Consider the following 16,243-nt stretch of genomic DNA (forward strand, 5'->3'; position numbering starts at 1 on the left):
CTCCGGCAGCACGGTTCATCAGCAACACTTCACGGGTCGTCTCCATACCCGCATCATCAGCGCCGGTCCCGAACCCAGCAACCCAATTAGCTCCTGCATACCGCATTTGGCCTGACGACGTACCACCAGATCCGCGCCCTGTTCGACAACGACCCGACCCACCACGGATCCGAAGCCTCCTGGCGTGCCTCCCTCGCCACGTCTCCCGTCCGCATCCAGTGGGCCCCCGCCGCACGTCCCTACCCCCTCCCCTCCCAAATAGCCGCCACCACCTAGCCCCCGCGTACACCGGAGAAGGCTCCGGTGGCGATCGGTCAGGAATCGAGAAGCCCCCGCGGCGGGCCCGCTCATAGCGTTGCCACCAGAGACACCACCACGAACTCTGGAGAGGCACCAATGACGACCAACCAGCAGACCGCGAAGCGCAAGCCCGGCACCCCCGGCCCGTTCTCCCGCTGGATCCAGCGGACGATGAACGCCCGTACCTCCCGCAAGATCCACGCCGGCCGCGACAAGATGATGGGCATGGACGTACTCGTCCTCCAGACCATCGGCCGCCGCAGCGGCGAACCCCGCGAAGTCCCGCTGGCCTGGTTCCCCGACGGCGACAACGCCTGGCTGGTAGTCGCCTCCGGCGGCGGCAGTCAGCACCCCGACTGGCACGCCAACCTGATGGCCCACCCCACCCAAGCCACCATCACCTTCGCCGGCGGCACCCCCCTCCCCGTCACCCCCACCCCCCCTCGAAGGCCCCACCCGCACCGAAGCCTGGCACCGCATCACCACAGCCCAGCCCCGCTGGGCCAAGTACCAAGCCAAGACCCCCCGCCAATACCCCATCATCCGCCTAGCCCCCCGCTGACCTCACCCACCGACCACCACCACCAGAAAGAACCCCCATGTGCACCCCAGGCCACGCCGGCCCACCCCACCGCGCCACCGACCAAACTGCCCCGGCAGCTCCTGCCGACGATCTCCCGCACCCCCAGCCCAGCACCGCCATCGCCGCAGAGAACCCCGCCGCAGCCAACCCACTATCCCCGCCCACCGCCCCCACCCAGCACCAACCAAGCCACGCCACGTGACAGCCAACTCCCGCCCCCGCTCAGCACGCGTTCTCCGCGATCGCGAGCCTGAGCGTCGGCCTGGTCCCCTGGGCCTACAACGCACTCCCACCCAGCCGTACGCCGACACCACAGCAGTCTCCCTCGACCAATCCCCGGTCGGCGTCGTCATCTCGTGCGACGCGACGCGACGCAAACGCCGTACGGCGTCACACTCGACGCCAGTCAGACACCCAGGCAACGACCGCCGCCCACCCGCCGTCGGGCGCTCCGCCACGGACCGAGAGGGCGGCCCGGTCAGTCCGGCCACATGTCGGTGGCGTCCGCGAGGCCGCTCGCGTGGTTTCTGAGCGCTACGAGGATCTCGTCGATGGCTCGAGCAACAGGACGGTCCGGATCCAACGGCAGTCGAAGTCGCCGGCATCGGTCATCCACGCGAGGACTCCCCCAGCCATACAGACAGGATCGAACAGACCGGGCGGATCACAGAACGGAATTCCCTCCGCTCCGACCCAAGCCACACAGCAACCCAGTCGATCATCGCACGCAACGTCCGACGCACTGCGGACACGAACTCATGACCGGTGGGCCAGATACTGACAGGCACGTCCCACCTCATGACCTCCCACGTCACGCCGTACAGCATGAACTCGCTGACCTCGGGCGCCCCCACCCACGCGTCAGAAGGAAACATGCTCGAGTGCCAGCCACAACGCGTGGTCAGCCCGTACGTCGTCAGGCCCGGGACTTCCTCACCATCGGCCACGATTCTCAACACGTCCCGAGCACGAGACGCACTCAGCGAATCCCCCAACATCTCGAGCTGATTCGGCGATGGCACGAACGAAGACGCAGGCGCACTCCCATACCCGCGATCATCTTCGTCTCATTCACCCCGATCACCAGCTCAACCACAGCGCCCATCAGCCTCCGCACTCCCCGCGATGCTCGTCGAACGACAGCGCCTCCCAGCCCTGGAATGGTTGGTCATTCAGCAGTCAAGCCACACAGACGTCGGCCCCAAGTCGGCGACGCGCCGGAATCTGCCAGGACATCAAGACGCCAGCGAACGCACGGTGGCCCGGAATGTCTGCGCGAGGCCGCCGAGTGTCTGATGCTCAGCAGGCCTCGCTCAACCGTCCTCGATTCCTGCTCACCGACTCAGAGCTCTTCGACTGCGGTGGCTCCGGCGGCCTTCAGTAGCCAACGCAGCGCGCCGTACGGCGCGGGCGACCCGTCTGTCTCCAGAAAGATCCGGAGATCACGAGAGTCAATCACTTCGGCGCCAAGCCAGTACCAGGTGCGTTGAGCAGGCTCCAGCCACCATAACCAGTCCGAGAGCGCCCAGCGCTTTGCCTCCGTAGCAGCCGCTTGCTCATCCGGCGGTAATGCTCTCCACCAACTCAACCACTCCCGAGCTTCCTCCACCGTCCGCTCCGGTCCACAGGCATCCACGAACCAGCCAGGTAGTTGGCTCCGCCACACGTCCAGAGTCGGCCAGTCTTCCCCTCCGAGCTCGAGGACCCTCAGCAGAACCGACCGGCAGCGCGCGAGGACCGACTCGCTGTCCGAGGATCTGACCGAGAGCTCAAGCCCGACCCCCAACGACGCCGGGGAATGGCCTACGCCCTCCAGATAACGGCGTTCTACATCGCGATTCAACAGATGATCCTTCCGCTCCCAGGTTGTATCTGTTGGATCAACTCCGGGACGTGACACTGTCTGAGTCCGAATTGATCCCTGGCTTTGGTCGCGTCGACAAGCAGCGGCGCATCCGGAGCAAGCCGTGCTTCGCTCTCGGGGACAGCCGATCGACGCAGAGAGTCAACGTATGACTGCGGGACCTCGAATGCCTTCATCTGAGTGTCGCCGTATCCCTGTGCGTGTCGTCTTTGGTAGTAGCTGAGCGCACGATCTTTGTCGCCGAAGTTGAGGAACAGCATCCCGTTACCTCTGACGCTGACATCCCCGGACTGCCCGATCCTCAGCCGCTGATTGCCAGATCCTTCGACACGATAGACCGTCACCATCCCCGGACCGGCACGTTCGGCCAGTCCTGCGGCAGGGAGCCGGCTCGCGACGACGCCAACGGCAAGCTGAGCCGTCAGCGCGGCGCAGTTGCCCTTCACAACACACGCCTGGGCGTCCAGGACTCCGGCGGTGGCGGCGGAGGTTAGGCCGGTGGCGGCGGAGACTTGCATGAGGATGGGGACGGCGGGGGCGCAGGGGCGGGCGAGGGTGCAGATGACGGCGCCGGTGAGGGCGGCGGTGGAGGCCCAGCCGGTGAGGTGGGAGACGTCGGTGAGGGTGCCTTCTATGTCGGAGAGGCCTTGGAGGTCGGTGGATTTGAGGGGGTTGCCGGAGGTGTAGGCGTAGGGATTGGGGGATCCGCCTTGGTCGGGGGTGAGGAAGGTTCCGGTGGAAGGGTTGTACTCGCGTTGGCCGAGTAGGTAGTTGCCGTTGGGGAGTTTGAGGCCGCCGATATAGCCCGGGCCGGCTGACGTGGAGCCGTTGGTGGGGGTGCGCGGGAGGCCGTACGGGTCGTAGGTGTGGTGGGTGGGGGTTGGGGTGGCGGTCGTGAGGACGGTGCCGGTGGGGGTCGTGGTCAGTGGGGTGAGGGATGGGCCTGCCGCTGTCGCCAGCAGGCCTTTGCCGTAGAGGTAGCGGGCGGTGTTGGTGGCGAGGATCTGGGGTGAGAGCGGGTCCCAGAGGTAGCTGGTGGTTTGGGAGCCGGTGGTGGAGGTGGCCCGGCGGCCGTCGCCGGTGTGGGTGTAGGTGGTCTTTCCCGTGGCAGTGGTTGAGGTGATGGGTTTGCCTGCAGCGGACCAGGTGTAAGTCGTGGTTCCGTCGGAGGTCAGGTTGCCGTCGGGGTCATAGGTGTAGACCTGGGACCTCGGCGGGTCGAGCGGGTACGTCGCGGGCGCGGTGATGGATGCGAGGAGTTCGCTGCCGGGGCCGTACAACGACCAGGTGCTCCCGGTGGGGCGTTGCTCCCAGGTGCGGTTGCCGATGGGGTCGTAGTCGTAGCGGATGAAGTCCTGGGCGTCGTCGGTGCACTCGTCGACGCCGTAGCAGACGCCGGTCAGGCGGTTCAGGACGTCATAGGTGTACGACGACTTGCCCGCAACCGAATCGTCGGAGCGGATCACGTTGTCGGCGGCGTCGTACGACGAGGTGATCGACCGGACCGGGCCGCCACCACGAACCACCGTCAGCGAGGTTGTTCGGTCTCGCAGGTCGAGTGCGCGGGTCTCGACGAGTCCGCCCGGGAGCGTAGTCGTGATCGTGCCGCGCGGGTCGTAGCGGTACGACGCCAGCGGCTTCCCGTCGACCGAGGCCGACGAGAGACGGTCGACTACATCCCACGTGTAGCTCTCGGTACGCCCGGCTGCGGTACGCCCGATGAGGTTGCCAACCGCATCCCACCGATAGGCAACCGAACCGGCTGACGTCAGTTGGTCGAAGGCGTCGTACCCGAAGCGGGTCGTGCCGAGTGCGTCGGTCATCGAGGTACGGCGGCCGACTGCATCCCACGCGAAGCTGACGGTCGGGGTCTTGTCGGAATACGCGATCTTGGTCACCGCGCCACGCGGATCCAAGGTGAACGACGCGGACTTCCCCGACGGCAAGGTCGTGCGGATCAGCCGACCGGCCTTGTCATAGCTGAAGCGCCACGTGCGACCACCGAACGTCGTGTCGACCGTCCGCCCGGCGGCGTCGTACGAGAAGGTCTGCTCCCGGCCGCTCGCGTCCACACGTTTGGTCAGGCGCCCGGACGCGTCGAAGGTGGCGGTGGCCTCCGGCAACGATGGTCGGGTGACGCCGACCAGGGTGCCGGTGTCGTCGTACCGAAACCGGGTGGTGTTGCCGCGGCCGTCGACCATGGTCGCCAACCGGCCTTGGCCGTCGTACGTCTGCCGCGTCGTGACGTCCAGCGGTCCACGTTGCTCGAGCGGCTGGTCATCCGGCGTGTAGGTGTAGGTGCTGACGCCGCCCCGCGGTGAGGTCGCCTTCGTCAGTCGACCCCAGCCGTCCACCTCATAGCGAGCGACTCGCCCGGCCGGATCGGTCACGCTGACGAGGTCGCCATCCTCGGAGTACGCGAACCGCGTGACCCGCCCGAGCGGATCCCGTGATTGCGTCACCAGACCTCGGCCGTCGTACGCGACCGTCGACGTCCGGCCGGCGTACGTCGCCCCGACCGAGTTGCCACGCGCGTCGTAGGAGTACGTCGTACTGCGGCCGAGCGGATCGATCGTCGCGACCACGTCGTTGAAGCCGTTGTAGGACCGGCGGGTGACGTTGCCGCCGGCATCCGCCGACGAGACGACCCGGCCGAGGGCTTCGTAGGTGTGGCGTGCGCCGTGACCGAGGCTGTCGAAGACGCGGATGAGGTTGCCGGCCGAGTCGTAGTGGAAGGTGACCGTGGCGCCGGTCGGGTCGACCTGGCGGACGAGCCAGTTGCGCTCGTACTCATTGATCCACTTCCCGCCGGTCGGGTCGGTCATCGTCGACGTACCGCGGATGCCGGCAGGGTCCCAGGACCAGGTCGACTTGCCACCCTTCGCGTCCGTCTGGGCGACGACCCGCCCGTCACCGTCGTACTCGGTCACGAAGGACGGCTTTGCCGAGTCTCCGACCGTCTCCGACTGCAGGCGACCGTCGACGTACGCGTACCGCGTCCGCACGCCACCAGGCGACGTCACGCCGGTCAGCCGCCCATCGTCGTACTCATAGCGCACGGTCCGCGGCTCGACGCCCGGCCCCGACAGCCGGACCGACGTGATCAGGCCGACTTCGTTGTAGTCGTACGACAACGAGCGCCGGCCGTTCGTCACCGTTGCCACGCGGCCGGAGACGCGCTCGATCGCGACACCCTGACCGTTCCGGTCGAGGATCGACACCAGCTCGCCAGCCGGCGAGAACCGCATCCGCAACTGGTCGAAACTCGTCAGCAAATACTCGTTGCCGACTCGCGCCAGGCGGAACCGGGCAACCCCGCGCTCGACGACGAAGCCGGTCCCCTGCCGCTCGAAGCCGATCTCCCGTCCGTCCGACGCCACGTACCGCGCGCCACGCGCGTCGAGCGTCAGCCGATCCGAGTACGACGGACGCCAGCCACGACCGAGTGGACCGGCAGTCGAGTCGTTGGAGTTGTAAGTCCGCGTCACCGTCAGCGGGACGCCAAGCCCGTTCACGGAGGCATCTGATTCGGAAGCGACCAGGGCGCCGGTCAGCGAGTTGACCGGGTCGGACTGCAGCGCGAACGGACCGAAGAGACCCCGCGCCTGCAGGTCCGGCAGGACGAACCCGGGAGCACCTGCGTAGATCATCACGTTGCCGCTCGCCGAGCCCTTGCCGTTGGTCAGCGATGCACTCAGCAACCCCGGCGAGCTCGTCAGCGCACAGTCGACCGGCACCGTGATCGACCAGGTCAGTGACTGGGTCCGCGCGGGCTTGGGCGCCGGACGGTTCTCGCACGGCCAGGCGGTCGCCTTCCAGGTGCGCAGGTCCGCGAGCTGGATGGTGCAGATGTTGCCTGACGGCGCGAAGGTTCGCGCCGTGAAGGTGAACTTCTGCCCGGTGCCGGCGTGGGCGAAGCCGCCGTCGTGCGCGATCTGCGGGCCCTTGGTCAGGAGCTCGCCGCTCGCGGTCACCGCGACGTCGACGTGGACACACGTGCCCGGTGGTGCGGCGTGCGCGACTGGGGCAGGCTGAACCGCCAGGAGCACACCGACCAGCAAGGCGAGCAATCGCCGGACAGGGTTCATGGTCGCCTCCGCTCGGTTGATCTCCTGTCACTGAGAGTTTACGGAGATCGGAGGCTCTCCGGAGCGGATGATTACCGGCTGTGGATAACGGGAAGTGACCCTGGCGTGTGGGTGAGCGGGGTGTCGCCTACGATCTGCGAAAGCGTGTCAGGGAAACGTTCGGATGACGGTCTGTCTGCTGGCGGGTCTGCCACCAAGAGTGTGAGGGTGTGGCTCATGAACATCGGTACTCGGAAGATCGTCGTCGACGAGGCGATTGCGCAGTTACGGCTGTACGCCGAGACGAACGGCGCCGTGCTGCAGTACTACGACGGTCTGCCGGGGATGACGTGCGTCGGAGGGTCCGACCCGAACCGGATCACGCTCGAGGACCTGGCCCGGACGATGGTGATCGGCGCCGACCTGCGCGCGATGGACATCCCGTGGCTGCTCGAGGTGGAGGCGGAGAAGGAGCTCGCCGCGATCCCGGTGGACGCGCGGCTGGAGGACGCGGCGCCGGGCAGCGAGCTGTTCGAGGCGGCGATGGCGCTGGACGAGAAGTTCACCGGCCACCGCGGGTTCGGGCACGCGAAGAAGTCGAAGCTGCTGCACCTGAAGCGGCCGTTCCTCTACCCGGTGACCGACAGCTTCATCCGGATGACCTACGGCTCGGCGTCGGCCGGCGCCGAGTTCCTGACCGCGGTGCACAACGACCTGGTCAACCCGGCCAACGTCCGCGACTTCAAGCTGCTGCAGGTCCGGCTGATCGCCGAGCCGGCGACGTCGGCCGCGCGGCTGCTCGGTGAGGTGCCGACCCTCCGCCTCCTCGACATCCTCGCCTCCCTCCTCGGCGAGGCCAAATAGGGGCTAAATGACCCCGAGCCGCGCCAGCGGCTCCACCAGCTCCCGCTCCTCGTAGGACAGGTGCGAGAGCAGCGTGTCGTCCAGCAGGTCCACGGCCGACCGCAGGCCGTCGATGCTGCCTGACCCGTCAACCAGCGCGACCAGAGCCTTGTCCACGCCTTCCAGTACGTCGTGGATGATCCGGTGCTCCTCCTCCAGCCGGTCCACGACGGGCGCCAGCGCCGGATCGGCCCGCCGCAAGTGCGGGAACAGCGACGTGTCCTCCAGCGTGTGGTGAGTGGTCACCAGCCGGCAGTACGACTCGCAGTACGTCCCCAGCGTCCAGTTGTTCTGCCGCATGGTCATCGTGTTGATGTGCGACCGCGCCTGCCCGACACCGATCGAGCCGGCGGCCACCTGCTCGACCAAGTCCCTGATCTGCTCGAGCTCAGCACGCAGATGGTCGTGTACGTCGATCAGGTGCTGACCAGACTGCAGCTGGTACGGCGTATACGTCCGCTCCGGGTCCAATGCCGGCCCGGTCGGCCGCTCCGACTCATCCAGCACCTGTACGGCGCTTCGTCGTACGGCAGGAGCTGGAGTCGGCAGCACGGCAAACGCACCGGAATCGGGAGCAGCACGCTCAACGACCGCACCGGAGCGAGCAGCGGACACGGCCTCGCGGACACCACTGGCAACCTCAGCGAACCGGCGGATGTCGTCAGGGTTGTCGGAGCCCAGGACGTAGGTGCTCATGCCCTCGCCCAGCGTCAGTTCGGCGAGCTGGTCGATCCACAGCTCCTCCGGACCTTGCAGGAACCCGCCACCACGACCGTCGAACCGCCCAGACAGGTTGTAGAGCCGCCGCACCGACGCAGGGTCGCGCCCTGCCTCCACGGCGCCCTCGTCGATGATCTTGTTCATCGCGGCGAGCTGGTCCGGCCCGGCGTACGCACTGCTTGGCAGCCAGCCGTCGGCAAGGCGCCCTGTGACCGCGAGCATGCGCGGCTTGTAGGCGCCGAGCCAGATCTCGACGTCGTGCGCAGGCTGCGGACCACGCTTGGCGCCGGCGAGGGTGTAGTGCTTGCCCGGCAGCCGGATGCCGCCGCCCTCCGGCGTCCACACCTCACGCATGATCGCGATGGCTTCTTCCAGCGCGCCGATGCTCTGCCCGGCGGTCAGTTGAGGACCCGCGTTCGCAGCGACCGCCTCCAGGAAGCCGCCGGCTCCGAGCCCCAGCTCGACCCGGCCACCGCTGATCAGGTCCAAGGTGGCGACGCTGCGGGCGAGGACGACCGGGTGCCGCAGCGGGAGGTTGGCGACGTTCGTCGCGACCTTGATGCGCTGGGTCTGGGCGGCGACGACGGACAGCAGGGTCCAGGCGTCCATCAGGCGCGGCTGGTACGGGTGGTCCTGGAAGGTGACCAGGTCGAGGCCGACCTGCTCGGTCAGTTGCGCCAGCGCGATCACCCGGGCCGGGCTGTCGACCGCCGGGGTCAGGAACGTGCCGAAGACCAGCTCGTGGCCGTAGTCCATGGTTCACCTTTCAGCGTCTGAGTGACCACCAAACTACTTCGGCGCACAAATAATCTCAAGCGCAGAATATCTACAAGAGATCAGAGCAGACGAAAGGCTTGCTCCGGGGACAGGGTGGTCCCGGCGGCGTGGGCGAGCTCGTACTCCTCGTCCCCCAGCACCGCGCGGGCTGCCGACGCAGAACGGTCGTAGTCGCCGGACTCGGCAGGGGCGACCAGGAAGCCCTCGGCAGCGCGGGTCGCGTCCACCGAGCCCAGCAGCTGTGCAGCAACACGTTTGTCCGGCAGGCAGGCGGCGATGCCCTCCAGCGACCAGCACATGCCGCGCACCGACTCGTACTCCTCAGAGATGCGGAAGGCCTCGAGGTGCAGCTCGAGCGCCGTCGACGGCTCGCCACGCAGCTCCACGACGTACGCGAGCTCCGTCAACACCATCGACAAGTAGAGGACCGGGTCCTTCTGCTGGCGTGCTGCATCCACCAGCGCGCGCAGGCGCGTCTCTGCCTCGTCCAGTGCACCGGTACGGCGGGCCGCGTAAGCCAACACGATCTCCGCAAGGGCCTGCGTCGACCGCTGGTCCTGCTCGGTCGCCAGGCGCAGCGCACGCTCGCCATGCGCTCTAGCAGCGTCGTAGTCGCCCTGCCTGATCTCAGTCCAGCCCAGCATCCCCAATGAGCCAGCGAGCTCCGGCCAGAGCCCAAGCTCGTCAGCCAGCTGCGCACCTTCGCGCTGCAACTGCGCTGCCTTGTCGAAGTCGCCGACGAACTCTGCATGCGCACTGAGCCAACTGGTCGCCTGCAGAACACCCCACCGGTCCCCCAGCGTCCGGAAGATGCGTGCACTCTCGGATGCATCCGCATGCAGCGCGGCGGCGTCAGACCGCACATGTGCATGCTTGGCGCGCGCCGCCAGCACGGCTGCGACACCCCACTGGTCGCCGTCCGCCTCGAAGGTCTTCAACGCGACCTCCAGCAGCGCCTGGCAGGTCACCAGGTCGCCGACATCGCTGCCAGCAAAGGCGATCCACCACTGCGCACGAGCATCTGCCGCCTCAAGCCACCGATCCCGCTCCGCGGCAGCAGCACTGTCGCCCTGCACGTACATGAACCCGACTCGCCAAGCACCAGCCCGCTTTGAGCCCGGCACTGCCGCCAGCGACCGCAGCGCCTCAGCGATCCGCCCACGCAGGTACCAGTACCAGGCCAGTGCGTCCACCAACCGCTCAGCCAACTCAACCTGGTCGGTGGCGACAGCACGGTCCAACGCAGACCGCAGGTTGGCCGCGTCCTCGTCCAGCAGCTGCAACCACCTACCCTGCGCACCGCCGTACAGCTGCGGCCGAGCCTCCTCGGCGAAGGACGTGTAGTACTCCAGATGCCGTTGCTGCACGGACTCCAGCTCGTCCGCGGCACGCAGCTTCTCCACGCAGTACGCCGCCACAGACTCCAACAGCCGGTACCGCGGCCCTTCCACGCCCTGCACCGGTACGACGAGCGACCGGTCCACCAACCGGATCAGCACATCGAGTACGTCGAAGCCGCACACCACCGACGCAGCCTCTGCCGTGCACCCATCCGCATGTACGGCGAGCCGCCGCAACACAGCCTGCTCGTCCGGGCTGAGCAGCTCCCAGCTCCAGTCGATCATCGCGAGCAGCGTCTGCTGCCGCGGCGCAGCCCCACGGTGCCCGGTCGCCAGCAATCGGAAGCGATCGTCCAGCCGCGCAACCAGTCCACGGACACCAAGAGCGCGTACGCGCGTCGCCGCAAGCTCCAGCGCAAGCGGAATGCCGTCCAGCCGTCTGCAGAGCACGGACACGTCAGCAGCGTTCTCATCGGTCAGAGTGAAATCACGCGATGCTGCCGAAGCCCGGGCAACGAACAACTGCACCGCGCTTCGCTCGCTCAGCACCTCGATCCCGTCATCTCGCGACGGCACGTCAAGCGTCGGCACACTCCACACGACCTCGCCGGCCAGACCCAGCGGCTCGCGACTCGTCGCCAACACTCGCAAGCCCGGAGCAGCTGCCAGCAAGCGATCCGTCAGGTCAGCGACCTCGGACACCACCTGCTCGCAGTTGTCGAGCACCAGCAAGCGAGAGCCCATCACGGCCGCCAGCCGCTCCACCACGGTCTCAAACGGTCCGGCAATGTCCCGCACGTCCAGCGCAGCCTGCACAGCGTCCGTCAGCGAGTTGCTCACCGACAGCGCAGCAGGAGTCACCGCCGCCAGCTCGACGAAGACAACACCGTCAGAGAACCGGTCAGCCACTTCAGCGGCCGCGCCCAGAGAGAGCCGGGTCTTACCCACTCCCCCTGGGCCGGTCAGCGTGACCAGCCGCGATGCGGCCAGGCACGCGCTGACGTCGGCCAACGCCTCGGACCGGCCGATCAGCTCGGTCAACTGCGCAGGCAGGTTGGAGCGCCGGCTGGGAAGCTCCTGCGTGAGGATCGACTGGTGGAGCGCGACCAGCTCCGGACTGGGATCCAGCCCCAGCTCGTCGGCCAGCAAGCGTCGCAGCTCCTCGTAGCTGTCCAGCGCCTCAGTCTGTCGACCGCTCCGGTAGAGAGCACGCATGTGACTCGCACGCAGCCGCTCACGCAGCGGGTGCTCAGCAACCAGCGCAGCCAGCTCATCCACCGGCGCATCGGCCCAGGTCTCGACCGCATTGAGCCGCTGCTCGTCCAGCCGGGCCACAGCCGTCTCCACAAACGCCTCGTCCGCGAAGTCGGCGTACGCCGGACCACGCCACAACGCGAGCGCCTCGCCCAGCCGTCCCGCGCCAACTCGGTCCGCGAAGGTCAGAGCGTCGTACGACGAGCTGTCGACGGTCAGTGAGTAGCCGGCCGGGCCGGACTTCACCAATGCGCGACTGCCGGGCTCGGCGTCCTCGAAGGCGCGGCGGAGCTGCGACACCTTGGCGGAGAGCGTGCCGGCCGGATTGCCGGGGAGCTGTGAGCCCCAGAGGTCGTCGATGAGGCGGTCGGCGGGGACCGGGCGGCCCTCGTGGACGAGGAGGTCGGCCAGCAGGGCACGGACCTTCAGGCCCTGGATCGTGACGGGCTCACCCGCGTCCGTCCAGGCAGTGACCGGCCCGAGCACCCCGAAACGCATGGCCGCACCCTAACCGCCGGACCGGTCTTACGGCGCCACCCCGGTCGACCGGAAAGAAACCGTAAACGGGTTCCGGCAGAGTCTGGGTCATCAGAAAGGAGGCAGCAGATGCGACTGGCAGTGATCATCGGCAGCACCCGCAACGGACGCTTCGGACCGACCGTGGCCCACTGGCTCGCCCAGCAGGCCGGCAAGCAGTTCGAGGTGGACCTGATCGACCTGGCCACCGCGAACCTGCCGACCACACTGCCCGACACCGACGACGAGACCCCCGCCGAGGTCGCCGTACTGGCTCCGCGGCTCGCCACAGCAGACGCGTTCGCCGTGGTGACCCCGGAGTACAACTGCAGCTTCCCGGCACCGCTGAAGACCGCACTGGACTGGTACTACGAGGAGTGGCACGCCAAGCCGGTCGCGATCGTCAGCTACGGCCGGGAGACCGGCGGACTGAACGCGACAGCGCAGTTGCGACAGGTCTTCTCCGAGCTCCAGGCCGTCACCATCCGTCACACGGTCGCACTGCCCTGCTACTGGGAGCAGTTCACCGCCGACGGCGACTGGCCGCGAGCGTCGGCCGGCTACGAGGCCCAGGCCAAGCTCATGCTCGACCAGCTCGTCTGGTGGGCCCGAGCACTCCTGGATGCACGCACCGCACGTCCCTACCAACAGTAAGGAAAGAACAATGAGGAAGCTGATCGAGACCACCTTCATGACCACCAACGGCGTCATCGACAACCCGCAGGACTTCTCCCCGCCGTACTGGGACGACGAGCACGCCGCCTACTCCCAGGGCCTGATGGAAGGCGTCGAGGCCCAAGTGCTCGGCCGGGTCACCTACGAAGGCTTCGCCGAGGCCTGGTCGCAGCGCAGCGGCGACCCGTTCACGGACAACTTCAACGCGATGCCGAAGTACGTCGCCACGCGCACCCTGACCGAGTTCACCTGGAACGCCCGCCCGCTCGAGGGTGACGCGGCCGAGGCGGTCAAGCGACTCAAGGCGGAGGACGGCGGCGACCTGATCAAGTACGGCACGGGTGAGTTCTCGAAGACGCTGCTGGAGCACAAGCTCGTCGACGAGTACCACTTCTGGATCTTTCCGGTCCTGGCCAGTGGGGCGAAGCTGTTCGACGGCGTCGACGTCGCCATCACCCACCTGGAACTGCTCGGCACCACCACCTTCAAGTCCGGCATCGTCGTCCACAAGCTGGCCCCGAAGGCCTGAGACCCTCCGCGTCCAGCCGGCCACCCGCAGTCCCGGGTGCGCCGGCTGGACGCTTGTCTGCGTTTGGTGTGGGTACCGGCTGTGCCTCGGGGATGTGAGGCGGCGCTGGAGACCGCCTGCCGAAGGTCCTCGCGATCGGGTTCTCCGGATCGCTCGGACTGCTCAAGTGACTGGAGGTCTGATGGATACCGCCCTGACAGTCGTCATCGTCGCCGTGGTGGTGCTCGCGGCGGCCGCGCTGCTGTTCATGTACCAGCGCAGGCGCTCGGGTGAGCTGCGGCAGCGGTTCGGCCCGGAGTACGAGCACACGCTCGAGGAGTCGGGTGACCGGCGGAGCACCGAACGCGAGCTGCGCGAGCGCGAGCGCCGGGTGTCGAAGCTGGACATCACTCCGTTGAGCCATGAGTCGGCCGAGCACTACCGCGCCGAGTGGGCGCACGTGCAGCAGAGCTTCGTCGACCAGCCCGCAGCCGCGGTCGCCGACGCCGACCAACTGGTCGTGCGGATGATGCGCGAGGCCGGCTACCCGGTCGACGAGTTCGACCAGCGGGTCAGCGACATCTCGGTGGAGCACCCGGAGGTCGCTGCGCACTACCGCGACGCACACCGGGTCGCGGTGGCCCAGGCCAAGGGCGAGACCGACACCGAGGAACTACGCCAGGCCGTCACCGCCTACCGCCATCTGGTCGAGGCACTGCTGGCCGACAGCACGCCCTCAACAGACGTGAAGGAGCAAGCATGAGTGCACAGGACAACCGCACGCCGGATCTCCGCGACGACGACGTCATGACGCAGAACACGCGTGACGACGACATCGGTACGACGAGCACACGCATGGACGACATGCTTACGCCGGACGCGCGTCACGACGACATGGATCCGACGGACACCCGCGAAGGCGACGCGAGCATGACAAGCGAGCGAGACGCGAGCATGACGAGCGGGCGCGGCACGGAGTGGACGGCGGTCGACGGCACTCAGCCGTTGCTGGCCGAGGACCGGGTGGTCGACTTCAGGACGCGCTGGGAGGTCATCCAGCAGGGCTTCGTCGACGACCCACGGCAGTCGGTGAGTGAAGCCGACCAACTCGTCGACGACGTGCTCAAGCGCCTGTCGATGAGCTTCGAGGAACAGCACCAGGGCCTGGAGAAGCAGTGGTCCGACGGTGAGCCCTCGACCGAGGATCTGCGCTCCGCGCTGCAGAAGTACCGCGCCTTCTTCCAGCGCCTGCTGGCCATGTAGGACGGACGCGCGCCGGTACGGCGAACCGCCGTACCGGCGCGCTGTTCGTTGTCTAGGGCGCGATGTTCTGGTTGAGGTGGAACAGGTTGCCCGGGTCGTACTTGCGCTTGATCTCGACCAGCCGGTCGTAGTTCTGCTTGTAGTTGTCCCGGATCCGGCCCTGATCGTCGCCGGCCATGAAGTTGATGTAGCCGCCGGGCTCCGAGTGCTGTGAGACGTCGTCGTAGTACGACTGCACCCACTGGATGTTCGCCTCGTTGTCGGCCGGGTCCGGCCACATGCCGGCGATCACGGTCGCGAAGTTCGCGTCCCGGTAGGCGAAAGCGGTCGCATCCGGAGTCACCCGGTGGCAGGCGCCGTTGATCGGGTAGATGTGCACGGTCGCGTTCACCGAGGGCATCCCTCGCGCGTGCCGCAGGTGGGCCTGGATCGCCTCGTCGGTGAGCTCGGTGACGAAGTTCGCCTTCCAGTAGTGCTGCAGCCCGGGTGGGACCAGGGCGTCGAACATGCTGTTCAGCACCGGGTACGGCATCGGGCCGACGAACTCGGCGACCACCGGCGCGAGCTCGCGGAACTTCGAGATCTCCGCCTGCCCCTGGTCCGGGTCACCGGCCCAGCACCCGACGATCAACGTGAACAGGTCGCCGTGCCGGTCCTCGGGGATGAACGGCAGCGGCGGCGCGATCTGGAACGCCGGGAACCCGCCGAGCTGCTCGGGCGCGGCACCGATCAGGTCCTGGAAACCACTCAGTACGGCGGCCCCGTCGGACATCTCGAACAGCATCGGGCCACCCCAGACCGTCGACACCGGCGCCAGCCGGAACTCCAGCGCGGTCACCACGCCGAAGTTGCCGCCACCACCGCGCAGCGCCCAGAACAGGTCGTCGTTCTCCTTCTCGCTGGCGATCAGGAACTGTCCGTCCGCGGTCACCACGTCCGCCGAGATCAGGTTGTCGCAGGCCAGCCCGAGGCCGCGGTCCAGGTACCCGATCCCGCCGCCCAGGGTGAGACCGCCGACGCCGGTGGTCGAGATGATGCCGCCGGTCGAGGCCAGCCCGAAGGCGTGCGTGGCCGCGTTGAAGTCGCCCCAGGTCGCGCCACCACCGGCCCGCGCGGTCCGGCTGACCGGGTTCACCCGGACGTTGCGCATCCCACTGAGATCGATCACCACACCGTCGTCGACCGTGCCGAACCCGGGCACGCTGTGCCCGCCGCCACGCACCGCCAAGTCGAGCTCGTTCGTCCGCGCGAAGTCGACCGCGGCCATCACGTCGCCCGCGTTCTCACACCGCACCACGACCCGCGGACGCCGGTCGTGCATGGCGTTGTTGACCCGGCGTGCCTCGTCGTACCCCTCGTCGCCGCCGGTGAACACCGGCCCCCTCGTGCGTTCCCTCAAGTCCTCGATGGTGCCCATTGCCCCCTCCAGAGCCGAACCTCCCCCAGGCCCGTATCTCCCCGACCCTCCTCCGC

General features: G+C 67.8%; 11 protein-coding genes. 6 read left to right on the top strand and 5 right to left on the bottom strand.

What is annotated here, in order from left to right:
• Positions 1 to 347: 347 nt before the first annotated feature.
• Positions 348 to 527 (bottom strand): hypothetical protein, encoded by a 180-nt coding sequence (locus ACIBGM_RS44330; protein WP_396389007.1) that lies wholly within the window; start codon positions 525 to 527, stop codon positions 348 to 350.
• On the opposite strand from ACIBGM_RS44330, the gene ACIBGM_RS44335 reads away from it, so the two are divergent.
• Complete coding sequence (locus ACIBGM_RS44335; RefSeq protein WP_396389006.1) at positions 526 to 1,137, top strand: nitroreductase family deazaflavin-dependent oxidoreductase; 612 nt, start codon at positions 526 to 528, stop codon at positions 1,135 to 1,137. The genes ACIBGM_RS44330 and ACIBGM_RS44335 overlap by 2 nt on opposite strands.
• Positions 1,138 to 2,722: 1,585 nt before the next feature.
• Here ACIBGM_RS44335 and ACIBGM_RS44340 read toward each other — a convergent pair.
• Positions 2,723 to 6,835 (bottom strand): DUF6531 domain-containing protein, encoded by a 4,113-nt coding sequence (locus tag ACIBGM_RS44340; protein WP_396388988.1) that lies wholly within the window; start codon positions 6,833 to 6,835, stop codon positions 2,723 to 2,725.
• Between the two features lie 216 nt (positions 6,836 to 7,051).
• On the opposite strand from ACIBGM_RS44340, the gene ACIBGM_RS44345 reads away from it, so the two are divergent.
• Positions 7,052 to 7,678, top strand: coding sequence for a DUF6308 family protein (locus tag ACIBGM_RS44345; protein WP_360535155.1), 627 nt, complete (start codon positions 7,052 to 7,054; stop codon positions 7,676 to 7,678).
• Positions 7,679 to 7,681: 3 nt separating this feature from the next.
• On the opposite strand, the gene ACIBGM_RS44350 is transcribed toward ACIBGM_RS44345, so the two are convergent.
• Both ACIBGM_RS44350 and ACIBGM_RS44355 read right to left on the bottom strand, forming a co-directional pair.
• Positions 7,682 to 9,193 carry an LLM class flavin-dependent oxidoreductase gene (locus ACIBGM_RS44350; RefSeq protein WP_396388989.1) on the bottom strand — a complete coding sequence of 504 codons (1,512 nt, stop codon included), beginning with the start codon at positions 9,191 to 9,193 and terminating at the stop codon, positions 7,682 to 7,684.
• Between the two features lie 80 nt (positions 9,194 to 9,273).
• Positions 9,274 to 12,306: a BTAD domain-containing putative transcriptional regulator gene (locus tag ACIBGM_RS44355; protein WP_396388990.1), complete on the bottom strand. Its 3,033-nt coding sequence runs from the start codon at positions 12,304 to 12,306 to the stop codon at positions 9,274 to 9,276.
• A gap of 108 nt (positions 12,307 to 12,414) precedes the next feature.
• Between ACIBGM_RS44355 and ACIBGM_RS44360 the strand changes: the two genes are divergently transcribed.
• From ACIBGM_RS44360 to ACIBGM_RS44375, 4 genes are all read left to right on the top strand, one after another.
• A complete protein-coding gene (locus tag ACIBGM_RS44360) occupies positions 12,415 to 12,978 on the top strand; it encodes an NAD(P)H-dependent oxidoreductase (protein ID WP_360535161.1) in 564 nt (187 codons plus the stop codon).
• A 10-nt stretch (positions 12,979 to 12,988) separates the two neighbouring features.
• Positions 12,989 to 13,528, top strand: coding sequence for a dihydrofolate reductase family protein (locus tag ACIBGM_RS44365; RefSeq protein ID WP_360535163.1), 540 nt, complete (start codon positions 12,989 to 12,991; stop codon positions 13,526 to 13,528).
• Positions 13,529 to 13,709: 181 nt separating this feature from the next.
• Positions 13,710 to 14,270: a hypothetical protein gene (locus ACIBGM_RS44370; protein WP_396388991.1), complete on the top strand. Its 561-nt coding sequence runs from the start codon at positions 13,710 to 13,712 to the stop codon at positions 14,268 to 14,270.
• A complete protein-coding gene (locus tag ACIBGM_RS44375; protein WP_396388992.1) occupies positions 14,267 to 14,770 on the top strand; it encodes a hypothetical protein in 504 nt (167 codons plus the stop codon). Before ACIBGM_RS44370 ends, ACIBGM_RS44375 begins: the two co-directional genes overlap by 4 nt.
• Before the next feature lie 52 nt (positions 14,771 to 14,822).
• On the opposite strand, the gene ACIBGM_RS44380 is transcribed toward ACIBGM_RS44375, so the two are convergent.
• Entirely contained in the window at positions 14,823 to 16,187 is a 1,365-nt protein-coding gene (locus tag ACIBGM_RS44380; RefSeq protein ID WP_396388993.1) for an FAD-binding oxidoreductase, read from the bottom strand.
• Positions 16,188 to 16,243: the final 56 nt, after the last annotated feature.

The organism is Kribbella sp. NPDC050470 (assembly GCF_044458365.1).
Lineage (GTDB): Bacteria > Actinomycetota > Actinomycetes > Propionibacteriales > Kribbellaceae > Kribbella.

What these genes read in the sequence shown, in the direction of transcription:
- ACIBGM_RS44335 (WP_396389006.1), top strand. Translation starts at nt 526, where the DNA reads ATGGACGTACTCGTCCTCCAGACCATCGGCCGCCGCAGCGGCGAACCC.
- ACIBGM_RS44330 (WP_396389007.1), bottom strand. Translation starts at nt 527, where the DNA reads ATGCCCATCATCTTGTCGCGGCCGGCGTGGATCTTGCGGGAGGTACGG.
- ACIBGM_RS44340 (WP_396388988.1), bottom strand. Translation starts at nt 6,835, where the DNA reads ATGAACCCTGTCCGGCGATTGCTCGCCTTGCTGGTCGGTGTGCTCCTG.
- ACIBGM_RS44345 (WP_360535155.1), top strand. Translation starts at nt 7,052, where the DNA reads ATGAACATCGGTACTCGGAAGATCGTCGTCGACGAGGCGATTGCGCAG.
- ACIBGM_RS44350 (WP_396388989.1), bottom strand. Translation starts at nt 9,193, where the DNA reads ATGGACTACGGCCACGAGCTGGTCTTCGGCACGTTCCTGACCCCGGCG.
- ACIBGM_RS44355 (WP_396388990.1), bottom strand. Translation starts at nt 12,306, where the DNA reads ATGCGTTTCGGGGTGCTCGGGCCGGTCACTGCCTGGACGGACGCGGGT.
- ACIBGM_RS44360 (WP_360535161.1), top strand. Translation starts at nt 12,415, where the DNA reads ATGCGACTGGCAGTGATCATCGGCAGCACCCGCAACGGACGCTTCGGA.
- ACIBGM_RS44365 (WP_360535163.1), top strand. Translation starts at nt 12,989, where the DNA reads ATGAGGAAGCTGATCGAGACCACCTTCATGACCACCAACGGCGTCATC.
- ACIBGM_RS44370 (WP_396388991.1), top strand. Translation starts at nt 13,710, where the DNA reads ATGGATACCGCCCTGACAGTCGTCATCGTCGCCGTGGTGGTGCTCGCG.
- ACIBGM_RS44375 (WP_396388992.1), top strand. Translation starts at nt 14,267, where the DNA reads ATGAGTGCACAGGACAACCGCACGCCGGATCTCCGCGACGACGACGTC.
- ACIBGM_RS44380 (WP_396388993.1), bottom strand. Translation starts at nt 16,187, where the DNA reads ATGGGCACCATCGAGGACTTGAGGGAACGCACGAGGGGGCCGGTGTTC.